Below are 15,097 nucleotides of genomic sequence, written 5' to 3' on the forward strand. Positions count from 1 at the left end.
AAGAGGCTTGCGTCATCACATCGAGTGATTCTCTGGCCTTTGCTTGCATGGCACAACCCACGGTTGCCACGCTGTTGCTGTCTGTACAACCTGATGGGAGCGGCCAAGTGACTTTCGGTGAGCAGCCGGCGTACTTGCGTGTCGCGGGTGATCTCCGCAAGAAGATCGTCGACGGCTCGCTGCCACCACACACCCGACTCCCCTCGCAGGCCAGAATCCGTGAGGAGTACGGAGTTTCGGACACGGTGGCCCTGGAGGCGCGCAAGGTGCTCATGGCCGAGGGGCTGGTCGAGGGCCGCTCCGGTTCCGGCACCTACGTACGGGAGCGGCCGGTGCCTCGCCGTGTGGCCCGCTCCGGATACCGGCCGGACAGCGGCGCCACCCCCTTCCGCCAGGAGCAGGCCGACCTCGCCGTGCGCGGCACCTGGGAGTCCCACAGCCGGCAGGTCGAGGCGAGCGGCGCGATCGCCGAGCGGCTGGCCATCCAGCCGGGCGACCGCGTGATGTGCACGAACTACGTCTACCGGGACGGCGGCGAGGCGATGATGCTCTCCACGTCGTGGGAGCCGCTCGCCGTCACCGGGCGTACGCCGGTCATGCTCCCCGAGGAGGGCCCGCTCGCCGGCATGGGCGTCGTCGAACGCATGGCGGCCATCGACGTGATCGTGGACAACGTCACCGAGGAAGTGGGCGCGCGTCCCGGCCTGGCCGAGGAGCTCCTCGCGCTGGGCGGCGTACCCGGGCATGTGGTCGTCGTCATCCAGCGCACCTTCTACGCCTCGGGGCGCCCGGTGGAGACGGCGGACGTGGTGGCCCCGGCGGACCGGTACCGGATCGCCTACCACCTGCCGGTGAAGTGACCGCGCGTCACCTTCGTGCGGCGTTTCCTGCGCCATTTCGTACGGCGTGGCGTCCGGTGGCGTCCCGCCTTCGGGTGTAGGCCCTGACCGGCGGTTCCCGCTGCGGACCGCCGGTGCCTCGACGGGACCGTCCGGTCCTCAACGGAACTCTCCGTGACCCCGGTTGGAATCTGGCCTTTCTCAAGTGACGGACCGGGGAAGGGCTTCGCCCTGTTCGAGGGTGCGCGGGGAGTCGTGGGCGGCGCGTTCGACGGCGTGCGCCCCCCGGGCCGACGTTCCTTACTGGCCGGTTGCGTACCTCTTTGTGTAAAGCCGTATTCGCTGCGTGAAGGTTAGGCGTAGGCTCGGGCATATGCGGATTGCGGTTTCCTTGGAATGCGGGGTTCGACGGGGGCCTGGGGCGGGAAGCGGAGGGGCTTGATGAACGACAGCACGATCACTCTTCCCTGGCTCGTCATACGGCAGGACGACAACGGCAATCGCTATCGCGTGGGCAGGTACGCGACCCGCGCCGAGGCTCAGAAGATCGCGGACAGCCTCGACGACCGCGGGCACAAGCAGCTCTACTGGGTCGAGCGGATCGGGCAGAACGGAACCCGGTGATCCGTCTCGGCGGGGACCCCGCCCCGCTCCCGTAGGCTCCGGCGCATGACGGAACGGATCGTGGTGGTCGCAGGCGCCCTGGTGCGCGGCGGGCGCCTGCTCGCCGCCCGCCGCAGCGCGCCCCCCGACCTCGCCGGGCGCTGGGAACTGCCGGGCGGCAAGGTCGAGAACGGCGAGACCCCCGAGCGCGCCCTCGTGCGCGAGCTGCGCGAAGAGCTCGGCGTCGACATGGAGGTGCTGGAGCGCGTCCCCGGAGAGTGGCCCCTGAAGCCGGGATACGTCCTGGTGGTGTGGGCCGCCCGGCTGCTGCCCGGCTCGGCCGAACCCAGGGCCCTGCAGGATCACGACGAGCTGCGCTGGCTGTCCCCCGACGAGATCTGGGACGTGGACTGGCTGGACCAGGACGTGCCGGCGGTCAAGGGCGCGCTGCCGTGGCTCGATCAGGGCGCGTGATGGGCCGGGTGTGAATTCTTACACCGTTCGCGCCATAGTGTGCCCCCGGGTGCGGTAAAGCATCACCGATACCGGGTATGGGCCCATTAATCCCACGAAACCGGACATGGGTGGGTTCCTGGTCTGGGAAGTGATCGGCTTGATCGACACCGAAGGCGACTGCGCAGAGTGGACCTTTCCTGCGGAGCCCGGTGCCGTCCGTACCGCCCGCGCTGTCGTCCGGGAACAGCTGCGTGATTGGGGTCTGGACTCCCTCGGCGACATCGCCGCGCTGCTGGTCAGTGAACTGGTGACGAACTCGCTCCGGCATGCGACGGGCCCGATCGGCGTCCGGCTTGTGCGTCCCGAGGACGTGCCGGGCGCCCTACGCGTCGAGGTCTCCGACCCGCTGCCGGATCCGCCCCGCGAACGGGCCGCCGACACCTCCGACGAGAGCGGCCGTGGACTCCAGCTCGTGGCCGGCTCGTGCAGACGCTGGGGCACCCGGCCTGCGGACACCGGCAAGACCGTCTGGTTCGAGCTGGCCGTGCCGGGTTGAGACGCGGAGGCCGGGACGCCCGCGCCGCGTCCGGCCGGATCAAGCCCCCGACGGGTGTCGCATTGTTTGATTCGACGGGGCGCCACCTGGTTAGAAGACTGGGAGTATGTCGCGGCCGGTCCAAAAACCATCGGGACCGTGCTGTGATCGTGAACACCGTGTCGTGCGGCGCCGTAGTGCTGGATACTGCGGGCAGCCGCCCCCGGTGACCGGTGCCGGACGCGGTGAGCTGGAGGGGACGGTTCGCGTGAGCGAGATACCAGCGAAGGCCACGGAGTCCGAGGACCCGTCGGACGGCGCGAGGGCTGATGCGGCGGGCGATTTCGCGCGCACGGTTCCCGACGAGGCCGCGGGCGAGAACACGGGCGAAGAGGCCGACGGCGCGGTGGCCGACCTGGTCGGTGACGCGGTCGGCGAGATGCCGGGTGACGCGATGTGGCAGAGCAGTCCACCCGGTTCGATCTACGACTACATCAAGGCCGCCTCGTTCTCCATCGGCGCCGACGGGCTGGTCGACCAGTGGAGTCTGCGGGCCGAGCAGATCTTCGGCATCTCCGCGGAGCAGGCCGTCGGCATGGACCCCATCGAGGCGTTCGTCCCCGCCGACCGGCGTGAGTCCGGTCAGCGGAAGATGGCGGAGATCCTGGACGGCCGCGAGTGGACCGGTCTGGTGCCCTTCCGGATGCCCGCCCCCGACGACGCCGGGGAGGGGGTGGAGAACTCCGGGGGCGCGGAGGGTCTCGCCGAGGTCTATGTGATGCCGACCACGACCGAGCACGGTGAGCGGGCCGCCGTATGCATCGTGGTGGATGTCCGCACCCTGCGCACCATCGAGACGGACCTCGCCGCCTCGCAGGCGATTTTCGGTCAATCTCCGTTCGGATTCCTGCTGATCGACACCGACCTCCGGGTCCGGCGCGCCAACCAGCGCTTCGCCTCGATCTTCGGCGGCAGTGTCGACGACCACCGTGGCAAGGGAGTCCACGACTATCTCCCGCGCGCGGAGGCCGATCGGGTGACGGCGATCCTGCGCCGGGTCCTGGAGACCGGTGACTCCATCACGGACATGCATGTCACCGGGCAGGTGCCCGGCTCCGACGAGCGCCGCCACTGGTCCATCAACCTCTACCGGGTGCACAGCGGAAGCGGCCGCCCCATCGGTATCGCCTGGCTCGGAACCGACATCACCTCCCGACGCGCCGCGGCCCGTGAAGCGGCCGCAGCACGGCGCAATCTCGCCCTTCTGAACGAGGCGGGCGCCCGCATAGGCAACTCCCTCGACCTGGAGACCACCGCACGCGAACTCCTCGACGTCGTGGTCCCCGTGTTCTGCGACCTCGCGACGGTCGACCTGTACCAGGGTCTGCTGGCCGGCGACGAGACCCCGCCGGGCCTCGCGGACGGCAGTGCCGAACTCCGCCGGGTCGCCTTCGCCAGCGCCGTCTCCGACGCGCCGTTCGCCGGCGGTCCGGCCCCCGTCGCCGTCGGCGCGGTCCACCACTACCCGTTCAACTCGCCCTGCGCGGACGCCCTGCGCACCGCACGGCCGCAGCACATCCCCGCCGATGACGGCGGCCTCATCCAGTCCACGCTCGCGGTCCCGATGGTCGCCCACGACACGGTCGTGGGACTCGCACAGTTCTCCCGTACGAAAGGCAGCGAGCCGTTCGGGGAACGCGACCGCGCACTCGCGGTGGAGCTGGCCGCCCGCGCGGCCGTCTGCATCGACAACGCGCGCCTGTACCGCCGCGAGCACGAACGCGCCCTGATACTGCAACGGTCCCTGCTGCCCCCGGGCGACCCCGAGGCCTCCGGCCTCGACATCGCGTGCCGCTATCTGCCGGGCAACGCGGCGACGGAGGTCGGCGGCGACTGGTTCGACGTCATCGAACTCCCCGGTCACCGCACGGCCCTCGTGGTGGGCGACGTGATGGGCCGCGGGCTGCGCGCCGCCGTGGCGATGGGTGAACTCCGCACCGCGGTACGGACCTTGGCCCTGCTCGACCTCGAACCCGCCGAGGTCCTCTCGGCGCTGGACGAGATCGCGCGCGGCCTCGGCACCCCCGGCGGGGTCCGGCAGGCCACCCGCACGGCCCGCCAGCCCCGCGACGCCGACCTCTCAGAGGTGTACCTCGCGACCTGTGTGTACGCCGTCTACGACTCGGTGACCCGCCGGTGCACCTTCGCCAACGCGGGTCATCTGCCCCCCGTGCTGGTCGAGCCCGGCGAGACCGCGCTGATGCTCGACGTGCCGCCCGGGATGCCGCTCGGGGTGGGCGGCGAGCCCTTCGAGGAGGTGGAGGTCGAACTGCCCGAAGGCGCACTGCTGGCGCTCTACACGGATGGACTGGTCGAATCGCGCGACCACCCCCTCGACGAGGGCCTGCAAGCGTTCGTCGGCGCCCTCACCGATCCCTCCAGTCCGCTGGAGGACGTCTGCGACCACGTCCTCAACACCCTCGACACCCACCACGGCGAGGACGACATCGCCCTGCTCATGGCACGCGTCCAGGGGCTGCCCGCCGACTCCGTCGGCGACTGGACCCTGCCGCGCGAGCCGCGCAGTGTGGGGCGGGCCCGTGAGTACGCGCGCAACCAGCTCGTCGCCTGGAACCTGGAGCCACTCGTCGACACGACGGAACTGCTGGTCAGTGAACTGGTGACGAACGCCCTGCGGTACGGCGAGGGCGAGATCAGGCTGCGGCTGCTGCTCGACCGCACCCTCGTCTGCGAGGTCTGGGACGCCGGGCTCGTCCAGCCGCGCCGGCGCCGCGCCCGCGACACCGACGAGGGCGGGCGGGGCCTGCAACTCGTCGGTCTGCTCTCCGCGGGCTGGGGCTCCCGCCGGACCCCGCGCGGGAAGACCGTGTGGTTCGAACTCCCGCTGCCGGACGGGGAGACGGGGCTCGCCGACCCGGCGGAGGCGTTGCTGAGCCTGTTCTGAGGGCTGAGGGCTGAGGGCTGAGGGCTGAGGGCTCCGGCGCGGCCGGCGGCCGTCCTCGAGGCCTGCCGCTTCCGTGGGGCCGCAGGCTCCCTCCACCGGGCTCCCGGGCGGCGGGTGCCCCGGCGGGGACGGGAACGGGCAGGCGCGGGCACCGTAGGGCGCGAACCGCCTCGGCGCGCGCCCGGTCCACGGGCCCGTGGACGTCAGGCCTGCCGGCTCCCGCGGCCGGACGGGCGTCGTGGGCCTTCTCGGCTCGCCGGCTCAGGTGAAGGAGGCCGCCCGGCGGCCCCGGGTGCGCGGGCCGCCGTAGCTCATCGGGCCGCCCTCACCGTCGCTCAGAAGGATCCCGCCGAGCACCGCGCCGCCCGCTCCGGCGCCCCCGCGGCCCCCCGCGGGATTGCCGTACGCCCGTACGTCCCGCTCGGCGAGGCGTCGTGCCTCCCGGGCGAGGTCATCGGCCCGCCGCACCTCGGACAAGGTGGCGGACCCCGACCCGAGCAGCCATGCCGCCTCGGCCAACCGGGTCCGGGCCGTACTGCCGACCGCCCCGCGGTGCGTGCCGATGAAGCACGAAGCCCCGGCGAGGGCGCTGCGGGCGGGGAGAAGAGCGTGGGCGCGACCGTCGGGCACGTCGCCGCCCCCTGCCCCGGCGAGGCCCGCAGCCGCCTCCACCACCCGGCGCAGCGCGGCCAGCGGATCGTAGGGCCCGGCCGCCGTCTCATGGCGTACCCCGGAGAGAAGCGCCTCGGTGTGCCCCAGCTGCCCTACGAGTCCGGCGGAACCATCCGGCGCGCGTCTGCGGGCCGCATCCCGGACGGTCTCCACCGCAGCGAGCGCCACGGGCAACTCCGTCGCCGCCGAGGCCAGTTCGCCCGCCAGCCGCTCCACGCCGTTCACCAGGTCGGCGGCCTGCCCCAACGCTCCCTCCGCCGCGCGTAGATGGGCGGCGGCCTTCGCGCCGTCGCCCCGGTCCGCGTACTGCCGTGCCTGGTTGAGATGGAACGTGGTGAACACGAGCCGGTCCTTGGCCTGTTCGGCGTCGCCGGCGACCGGGAGGGAGGTGGCGGGTGCGTACCGCTTGTGGAGATCGGCGATCGTGGCCCCGGCGGCCGGGGTGCGCGCGGCGACGTCCCGGAAGCGGGTCTCCGCGGCCTCCAGGGCGGCCACCGCGGTCCGCTCCAGCGCCCGGATCTGGTCGAACCCCGGAGCCGCCGCGTCCAGCCGCCGCCCGGCGTCCTGGCACCGGGCGATGATCTCCTCCAGGACCTCCCTGGTGTCGTCCTCGGCCGGGATCGCGCCACTCGCTTCCGTCTCGTCGAGGCGCTGCCGCAGCCGGAAGGCCGCGGCGAGTTCGGCTTCCGCGTGCCGCAGGTCGTAGACGAACGGTTCGACCGCGTCGCCCGCCGACCGGTCCGCGGCCAGGCCGAGCTCCTCGGCGGCGACGCGTACGCAGTCGTCGATCTCGATGAGCGACTGCCGTGCCTGCCGGTCGAGTTCGTGGAGGGATACGACCTCGGGGTCGCCGCCGGGTGTCGTGCGGGTCGTCGCCCGCCGCCTGCGGCGCGCGTACCCGTAAGCCGCCAGCGCACCCGCGACGCCGACCGCGACCAGGGGCGGCACGAGATCGCCGGTGGTCGTCCCCTCCTGCGGGGCCGCGACCGGCGGAGCGGTGACCTCCGCGCTCCGCGCCACCGTCGCCGGATGGTCGGCCCCCGCCCGCGCCAGCGGCAGCACCAGCCATCCCACCGCGACCAGCCCCCCGAGTACGGCATGCGCCACCCGCACGGCCATGGGCGACGGGGCCCGGCGCGACCGGCTTCGACTCGGGGACGACGTCACATTTGGGAGCGTATGGCCGTTCGAGCACCTCCGCGACCGGTATGCGGGGAGGTGAGGGCGCCCGGGGTACGGGTGATACGGGGGTGTGCGGGAGGGGTGCGGGAGGCATGCTCTGGAGCGCCCTCGCCGCCCCGGAGTCCGAGGGGACGGCGTACCGCGAGGAACGGCCTGTGCAAGGGATGACCGCCGCGTGGCACGCGTGCCATGATCGATACGCGTGCCCTTTCCGGTACGCGGGGGAACGGGGGAGGGCTCGATGGGCTCGACGCACTGGTATCTCGTGGGGTTCGCCACGCTGGCCGTCACCGCGCAGGCCGGACTCGGGATCGCGGCCATCACGGTGTACTGGGTTCCGCCGTGGATCCGCCGCCGGGTCGTGCGCCCGAAGCTGTGGGGATGGGGCGCGCTGGCGGCGGCCGTGGGCATGTCCTTGTTCATGTTCCTCGGACCGTTCCGCGGACCCGACATCGACATGGCGCCCTACGTCCTGGGCGGGATGGCCCTGTTCGTCGCGGGCCAGGTGGTCCAGATGCTGGGGCAGCGCCCGGGCAGCCGCGACGCGGTCCTGCCGGACACCGAAGCACGATGACGGCAGGACCCGCGAGGAAACGCTGACGGCGGGGCGTCAGGGGACGCGCTGACGGCGCGGCGCCCGCGGACGCGCTGACGGCAGGGACGCGCGCGGACGGGGAGCGGCGGGTGGCCCCGCCTACGTCCGCCGCCTGCCGATCTTCGATCCCAGCCACACGAGCGGGTCGTACTTGCGGTCGACCGCCCGTTCCTTCAGGGGGATCAGCGCGTTGTCCGTGATCTTGATGCCCTCGGGGCAGACCTCTGTGCAGCACTTGGTGATGTTGCAGTAGCCGAGGCCGTGCTCGTCCTGAGCCGTGCGCTTGCGGTCCAGGCCGGAGTCCGCCGCCGCGTCCAGCGGGTGCATGTCCAGCTCCGCCACCCGCATCAGGAAGCGCGGTCCGGCGAACGCCGGCTTGTTCTCCTCGTGGTCACGCACGACATGGCAGGTGTCCTGGCACAGGAAGCATTCGATGCACTTGCGGAACTCCTGCGAACGGTCGACGTCCTCCTGCATCATCCGGTACTCACCGGGTCCGACACCGGCGGGCGGCACGAAGGCGGGGACCTCCCGCGCCTTGTCGTAGTTGAAGCCGACGTCGGTCACCAGATCCCGTACGACCGGGAACGCCCGCAGCGGGGTGACGGTGATCGTCTCCTCCCGGGTGAACACCGACATCCGCGTCATGCACATCAGCCGCGGCCGCCCGTTGATCTCCGCCGAGCACGAACCGCACTTGCCCGCCTTGCAGTTCCAGCGCACCGCGAGGTCGGGGGCCTGGGTGGCCTGGAGCCGGTGGATGATGTCCAGGACCACCTCGCCGTCGTTGACCTCGACCTCGAAGTCCTTGAGGCCACCGCCCTTCACATCTCCGCGCCACACCTTGAAGCGGGCCTCGTAGCTGCTCACGCGTACCGCGCCTCCTCGTACCGCTCCTGCGTGTGCCACTCCTTGCGGCTGCTCACTCGTACAGCTCCTCTTCGGCGAGGTACTTGACCAGCTCCTCCTTCTCGAAGAGGGCGAGCAGGTCGGGGCGGATGGGCTGGGTGGTCTCGTTCACCAGGTCGATCTGCCCGGCCACCGGGTCGGTCGCGGCCAACCCGCCGGTCGGGTCGGTGAGTTGGCACAGCAGGTTGATCCGGCGCCAGGAGCGCTCCATCGCCGGGTGGTCCTCGCGGGTGTGTCCGCCGCGCGACTCCTCGCGCTCCAGCGCCGCCCGTGCCACGCACTCGCTGACCAGGAGCATGTTGCGCAGGTCGAGTGAGAGGTGCCAGCCCGGGTTGAACTGACGGTGGCCCTCCACCCCGGCCCGGCGTGCCCGTACCCGCAGCTCGGCGAGTTTCTCCAGGGCCCGCTCCATCTCGGCCTCGCGGCGGATGATGCCGACCAGGTCGTTCATCGTCTGCTGGAGCTCCTGGTGCAGGGTGTACGGGTTCTCGGGCGGGTGCGCACCGGACGCCGGGGCGCCGTCGGCCGACGCGGTGGGGACGGCTTCGGGTCCCTCGGCCGAGAAGGGCCGCAGCGCCTCCGCGGCGGCCGCGTCGATCTGGGTTTCGTCCAGGGGAGGGCGGGCGCCCTCCCCGGTGAGGCCGGCCGCGTACTCGGCCGCGTGCCACCCGGCCCGCCGCCCGAACACCAGCAGGTCGGAGAGCGAGTTGCCGCCCAGCCGGTTGGAGCCGTGCATACCGCCCGCGACCTCACCGGCCGCGAACAGCCCGGGTACGCCGCGGGCCGCCGCCGTGTCCGACTCGACCGCGATGCCGCCCATCACGTAGTGACAGGTGGGCCCGACCTCCATGGCCTCCGCCGTGATGTCGACGTCGGCCAGCTCCTTGAACTGGTGGTACATGGACGGGAGCCGGCGCTTGATCACCTCGGCGGGCATCCGTGTCGACACGTCGAGGAAGACGCCGCCGTGGGGGGAGCCGCGGCCCGCCTTCACCTCGGAGTTGATCGCCCGTGCGACCTCGTCGCGCGGCAGCAGCTCGGGCGGGCGCCGGTTGTGGTCCGGGTCCTCGTACCAGCGGTCGCCCTCGTCCTCCGACTGCGCGTACTTCTCCTTGAACACATCGGGGATGTAGTCGAACATGAACCGTTTGCCGTCGGAGTTGCGGAGCACTCCGCCGTCGCCGCGCACCGACTCGGTGACGAGGATGCCCTTGACCGACGGCGGCCAGACCATGCCCGTCGGATGGAACTGCACGAACTCCATGTTCAGCAGCGGCGCCCCGGCGAGGAGCGCCAGCGCGTGCCCGTCGCCCGTGTACTCCCACGAGTTGGACGTCACCTTGAAGGACTTGCCGATGCCGCCGGTGGCGATCACGACGGAGGGCGCTTCGAGGACGAAGAAACGGCCGGACTCGCGCTCGTAGCAGAAGGTCCCGGAGACCCGCTCGCCGTCCTTCAGGATCCGTGTGACGGTGCACTCCTGATAGACCTTCAGGCGCGACTCGTAGTCACCGGTCTCCTTCATGTCCTCCTGCTGGAGGGACACGATCTTCTGCTGGAGCGTGCGGATCAGTTCGAGTCCGGTGCGGTCGCCGACGTGGGCGAGGCGCGGATACTCGTGGCCGCCGAAGTTGCGCTGCGATATCCGCCCGTCCTTCGTGCGGTCGAAGAGCGCGCCCCAGGTCTCCAACTCCCATACGCGGTCCGGTGCTTCCCGGGCGTGCAGCTCGGCCATCCGCCACTGGTTGAGGAACTTGCCGCCGCGCATGGTGTCGCGGAAGTGGACCTGCCAGTTGTCGCCGGAGTTCACATTGCCCATGGCGGCCGCGATGCCGCCCTCGGCCATCACCGTGTGCGCCTTGCCGAACAGTGACTTGCAGATCACCGCCGTACGGGCGCCGCGCTCGCGTGCCTCGATCGCGGCACGCAGTCCGGCGCCACCGGCACCGACCACGACGACGTCCCACTCCTGTCGGTCGACCACGGACATCACAAGGCCCCACTCATGTCAGAAGAAGCGCGGATCGTCGAAGGCTCCGGACGCGACCAGGTACACATAGAAGTCGGCGAGCGCCACGCTCACCAACGAGGCCCAGGCCAGCAGCATGTGACGGGCGTTCAGCTTCCCGACCCACTGCCACATCCGGTAACGCACGGGGTGCTGGGAGAAGTGCTTGAGCTTCCCGCCGACGATGTGCCGGCAGGAGTGGCAGGAGAGGGTGTACGCCCAGATCAGCGTGATGTTGACCAGGAACACCAGCGTGCCGAGGCCCATGTGGCCCCAGTTGTAGTGCTCGTCGCGGAAGGAGAGCACGGTGTCGTACGTGAGGATGCCCGCGACGAGGAGGGCCGCGTAGAAGAAGTACCGGTGGATGTTCTGCAGGATCAGCGGGAAGCGGGTCTCGCCGGTGTACTTCTTGTGCGGCTCGGCGACCGCGCAGGCCGGCGGGCTCGCCCAGAAGCCCCGGTAGTAGGCCTTGCGGTAGTAGTAGCAGGTCAGCCGGAAGCCGAGCGGGAAGATCAGGATGATGATCGCGGGGGATATGGCCCACCAGCTCCCGAACAGGTCCGCGTTCGGTCCTGCGTGCATGGTGCCGCACCGCTCGGCCAGACAGGGCGAGTAGAACGGCGAGACGTACGGCGCCGCGTAGTAGTGCGCGTCCGAGAAGGCCCGCCAGGTCGAGTACACGACGAAGGCCAGCAACCCGGCCGCGGTGGCGGCGGGCGCCAGCCACCAGCGGTCGGTCCGCAGATGCGGGGCGGCGATCGCGGCGCGCGTACCGGTTCGTACACCGCCGCTGTTCAGATGAGGTTCCGTACCAGTGGCCAACTTCGCACTCCGGTCGGGTTCGGTGGCGCGCCGGTGTCGAGGGCGCTCAGTGGGAGGGACCGTGGTGCGCGCCGAGACCCTCGTCGTCGGAATCGGTCCACAAGGAGCTGTCGTACGGGGTGTCGGGGACGGGCACCAGATCGGGCAGCCGGCCGGACGCGGACACCGCCGGCCCGGGCCCGGTGGGGAGCCTGGCGGAGGGGCCGGTGGTCTCGCGCAGCAGCGCGACGCTTTCCCGCAAGTGGTCGGCGTCGGCGCGCACGCGGCGCATCTCCAGACCGGTGCCCATCTGCTGTTCCAGGCGCCGCACCGACCGCTGCAGATCGTCGAGGCTGCGCTGGACTGACGTCAGGTCGTCGTGCACGGACATGACTTGCCCTCACTTCCGCGGGCCCTGCGGCCCCAGGCGGCAACGTTCATGCGCCTGCGAGTGTTGCGCGTCACCCGTACCCGTGTGAAGGCGTGTGCACGGATTGAAGGCCGACACGCTCCAGATCGAACCCCGCGCGCCGGTTCATTTCCCTGCGCGCCGGTCGTTTTCCCCGCGCGCCCGGAGCGGTGCGGGGAACCGCGCCGCCGGCCCCACGCCCCCGCCATGTGCCGCGACAGGGTCCGGGCCCGTGACGCGGCGCGTGGTGCGGCCCGTCGTGAGGCGCCGGGCACGGTCCGTCGTGCGGCACCCGGTACGGCCCGTGGCGCGGTTCCGGATTGCGCCGCACGAGTGGGGTTCCGTACGCCCGTCGCCGTGTCGACGCTTCCGCCCTGCCGCACTGCTCTTCAGTTAGCCCGTAGATCGGATCAGCTCCCTAATACCGCCAAACGGGATCAGAAGCAGACCTGCCCCTACAGCGGAGCGTCCCCCGGAGGTTGCAGTGATGTCCCACGAAGGCGTCGGACTGCGCGCGGTGATGCGCTCGGCCGCGTTCCTCACCGCGGGCGTGCTCGCGGTACCCGCCCTCGCCGCGTGCAGTGCGGACGACGAGGCGGACAAACCCGCGGCCGTGCAGGACATCGCGCCCGCGTCCCGTGACCTGATCGCGGACGGCGGCACCCTGCGATGGGCCGTGGACGCCGTACCGGAGACGCTGAACGCGTTCCAGGCGGACGCCGACGCCGCGACCTCCCGTGTCGCCGGTGCCGTACTGCCCTCGATGTACCGGCTGGACGCGAACGGGCGGCCGCAGATCAACTCCGACTACCTGGAGTCGGCGAAGGTCGTGAGCACGTCGCCCAAGCAGGTCGTTCTGTACAAGCTCGACCAGCAGGCCGTGTGGAGCGACGGACGCGAGATCGGCGCCGCCGACTTCGCCGCCCAGTGGCGCGCCCTGTCCGGCAAGGACTCCGCGTACTGGACCGCCCGCAACGCCGGCTACGACCGTATCGAGAAGATCGAGCGGGGCAAGAACAACCTGGAGGTCCGTGTCACGTTCAGCCGGCCCTACGCCGACTGGAAGGCGCTGTTCTCGCCGCTGTACCCGAAGGACGTCATGGGTACGGCGGACTCCTTCAACGACGGCGCGCGGCGCAAACTCAAGGTCACCGCCGGGCCCTTCGCGCTGAAGGAGGTCGACCGCAAGGGCGGCCGGGTCCGCCTCACCCGCAACGCGCGCTGGTGGGGCCACCCCAGCAAGCTCGACGAGATCGACCTGGTGGCCGTGGCCCGTGACAAGCGGGCCGAGGCGCTCGCGGAGGACAAGCTCGACCTCGCCGAGATCGACCCCGCCGAGGCGGAGCGCGTCACCCTCGCCGCCCGGAACAAGGACGGCGCCCCGTTGCAGGGGGCCACCCCGACGAGCGAGCGGCACACGGCGGGCGCGAAGGGCGAGAAGGACACGTCCGGGGAGAAGGGCGAGAAGGACACGTCCAAGAAGAAGAGCGAGAAGGACACGTCCTCGGAGGAGGACGGGAAGAACGCGGCGGACGACGAACACGACAAGGGAACCAAGCGCGACAAGGGGACCAAGCGCGAGAAGGCCGACCAGGGCGAGAAGGGCACCAAGGCCGAGAACAGCGACAAGGCCGAGAACAGCGACGAAGGCGAGAACAGCGACGAGGGCGGGAGGGGCGAGGCAGGTGCGAAGGGGAGCGAGGCCAAGGCCAAGGAGGCCCCCTCGCGGTCGGCGCTGAGCTCCTTCGTGGTCCGCAAGTCCCTCGAACCCGCCTACACCCAGCTCGCCCTCAACGGCTCCGAGGGCCCCCTCGCCGACGAGCGCGTCCGCCGCGCGGTGGCCCGCGCCCTGGACCGCAAGGAACTCGCCCGCATCGTCCTCCAGCCGCTCGGTCTGCCCGCCGAGCCGGTCGGCAGTCATCTCGCCCTCGCCGGCCAGGCCGCGTACGCCGACAACAGCGGCGCCCTCGGGAACCAGGACGCCGCCGAGGCGCGGGCGCTGCTCGCGGACGCCGGGTGGGTGCCCGGCGGGCCGGTCACGGAGCAGAAGAAGACGGAGAAGGCGGCCGGGTCCAAGGGCAAGAAGGGCACGGGCAAGAAGGGGGACACGGGAGAGGACGACAGGCCGGGCAAGGGCGGGACGTACCCCGACGGCGAGGACAACAAGCCGTCCGGGGTGGACCGGGAGCGGGCACAGGACCCCAGGGACCACGCCGGGAAGCAGGAGCAGCAGGCCGGCGCGAGGTCGGGCGCGCACACGGACGAGCAGGCCGCCCGGCACCTGGACGGCCGCCAGTACCCCGGGCAGGGCGGCCTTCCGGGGGCGTACGCGCCCAAGGGGACAGCCGCGCCCAAGGGGACGGCCGCCCCGGCGGGCGCCGCGTCCAATGTCCTCGCCAAGGACGGCAAGCCGCTGACGCTCCGCTTCGTCGTGCCCTCCGGCCCGGGTTCGGAGTCCCTGCGTGTCGTCGCCGACCGGATCGCGCGGATGCTCCAGCGCATCGGTGTCCGCACCGACATCTCGAAGGTCTCCGACGAGAGCTACTTCAAGGATCACATCGCCTCGGGCCAGTACGACCTGGCGCTCTACTCGTGGCCGGCCTCCGCCTTCCCGGCCACCGACGCCCGCCCGATCTACGCCAAGCCCGTTCCGGCGGCGGACGGCTCGCTGAGCGTCGAGCAGAACTACACCCGGGTCGGCACCGACCAGGTCGATCAGCTGTTCGACCAGGCGCTTTCCACCCTGAACGAGGACGAGGAGCGCTCCCTGGTCCGCAAGGCGGACGCTCGCATCTGGGCGGCCGCCGGCTCCATCCCGCTCTATCAGCGCCCCCAGCTCGCCGCCGCCCGCATCGGTCTGGCGAACACCGGAGCCTTTGGATTCCAGACCCCGGTGTACGAGGACATGGGCTTCCTGAAGAAGGGTGCGCACCCTTCGGCGAGCCCGTCGAAGAGCCGGTGACCTGCGGGTCGACGACCGGGGCCCGCCGTGTGCCGGGCCCGCCCGGCCCGGCCCCCCGTGGCCCTGCGGAGGCCGCCTCTGTCAGGGCCACGTACCATGGGGTAAGGCCGTGGCGTGTTCAGCCCGGCAGGCCCCGCGCTGCGGAGGCCGTCCACTCACTC

Annotated in this window: 12 protein-coding genes; 7 read left to right on the forward strand and 5 right to left on the reverse strand. The window is 71.5% G+C overall.

Going from position 1 to position 15,097, the window contains the following annotated elements; genetic code table 11:
- The first annotated feature begins 107 nt into the window (after window positions 1-107).
- The 5 genes from N4G66_RS02980 (at window position 108) to N4G66_RS03000 (ending at window position 5,398) form a co-directional block, all read left to right on the forward strand.
- On the forward strand, window positions 108-860 hold the full coding sequence (locus N4G66_RS02980) for a GntR family transcriptional regulator (protein ID WP_261702327.1): 753 nt from the start codon (window positions 108-110) through the stop codon (window positions 858-860).
- Window positions 861-1,280: 420 nt separating this feature from the next.
- Window positions 1,281-1,463, forward strand: coding sequence for an SPOR domain-containing protein (locus N4G66_RS02985; RefSeq protein WP_148010279.1), 183 nt, complete (start codon window positions 1,281-1,283; stop codon window positions 1,461-1,463).
- A gap of 45 nt (window positions 1,464-1,508) precedes the next feature.
- Window positions 1,509-1,916 (forward strand): (deoxy)nucleoside triphosphate pyrophosphohydrolase, encoded by a 408-nt coding sequence (locus N4G66_RS02990; RefSeq protein ID WP_261702328.1) that lies wholly within the window; start codon window positions 1,509-1,511, stop codon window positions 1,914-1,916.
- A 106-nt stretch (window positions 1,917-2,022) separates the two neighbouring features.
- Entirely contained in the window at window positions 2,023-2,454 is a 432-nt protein-coding gene (locus N4G66_RS02995; protein ID WP_261702329.1) for an ATP-binding protein, read from the forward strand.
- A gap of 247 nt (window positions 2,455-2,701) precedes the next feature.
- Window positions 2,702-5,398 (forward strand): SpoIIE family protein phosphatase, encoded by a 2,697-nt coding sequence (locus tag N4G66_RS03000; RefSeq protein WP_261702330.1) that lies wholly within the window; start codon window positions 2,702-2,704, stop codon window positions 5,396-5,398.
- A gap of 261 nt (window positions 5,399-5,659) precedes the next feature.
- On the opposite strand, the gene N4G66_RS03005 is transcribed toward N4G66_RS03000, so the two are convergent.
- On the reverse strand, window positions 5,660-7,177 hold the full coding sequence (locus N4G66_RS03005; protein ID WP_315903605.1) for a hypothetical protein: 1,518 nt from the start codon (window positions 7,175-7,177) through the stop codon (window positions 5,660-5,662).
- A 316-nt stretch (window positions 7,178-7,493) separates the two neighbouring features.
- Between N4G66_RS03005 and N4G66_RS03010 the strand changes: the two genes are divergently transcribed.
- Entirely contained in the window at window positions 7,494-7,826 is a 333-nt protein-coding gene (locus N4G66_RS03010) for a hypothetical protein (RefSeq protein WP_261702332.1), read from the forward strand.
- Between the two features lie 120 nt (window positions 7,827-7,946).
- Here N4G66_RS03010 and N4G66_RS03015 read toward each other — a convergent pair whose 3' ends face one another.
- Genes N4G66_RS03015 through N4G66_RS03030 form a run of 4 tightly spaced genes read right to left on the reverse strand, consistent with a single transcriptional unit; the run spans window position 7,947 to window position 11,956 of the window.
- Complete coding sequence (locus tag N4G66_RS03015) at window positions 7,947-8,717, reverse strand: succinate dehydrogenase/fumarate reductase iron-sulfur subunit (RefSeq protein WP_261702333.1); 771 nt, start codon at window positions 8,715-8,717, stop codon at window positions 7,947-7,949.
- A 52-nt stretch (window positions 8,718-8,769) separates the two neighbouring features.
- On the reverse strand, window positions 8,770-10,746 hold the full coding sequence (locus N4G66_RS03020) for a fumarate reductase/succinate dehydrogenase flavoprotein subunit (protein WP_261702334.1): 1,977 nt from the start codon (window positions 10,744-10,746) through the stop codon (window positions 8,770-8,772).
- 18 nt (window positions 10,747-10,764) lie between these two features.
- Window positions 10,765-11,586 carry a hypothetical protein gene (locus tag N4G66_RS03025; protein WP_261702335.1) on the reverse strand — a complete coding sequence of 274 codons (822 nt, stop codon included), beginning with the start codon at window positions 11,584-11,586 and terminating at the stop codon, window positions 10,765-10,767.
- A gap of 46 nt (window positions 11,587-11,632) precedes the next feature.
- On the reverse strand, window positions 11,633-11,956 hold the full coding sequence (locus N4G66_RS03030) for a hypothetical protein (RefSeq protein ID WP_261702336.1): 324 nt from the start codon (window positions 11,954-11,956) through the stop codon (window positions 11,633-11,635).
- 505 nt (window positions 11,957-12,461) lie between these two features.
- On the opposite strand from N4G66_RS03030, the gene N4G66_RS03035 reads away from it, so the two are divergent.
- On the forward strand, window positions 12,462-14,936 hold the full coding sequence (locus tag N4G66_RS03035; protein ID WP_261702337.1) for an ABC transporter family substrate-binding protein: 2,475 nt from the start codon (window positions 12,462-12,464) through the stop codon (window positions 14,934-14,936).
- Window positions 14,937-15,097: the final 161 nt, after the last annotated feature.

This window comes from Streptomyces rhizosphaerihabitans, from assembly GCF_025399795.1.
GTDB lineage: Bacteria > Actinomycetota > Actinomycetes > Streptomycetales > Streptomycetaceae > Streptomyces > Streptomyces rhizosphaerihabitans.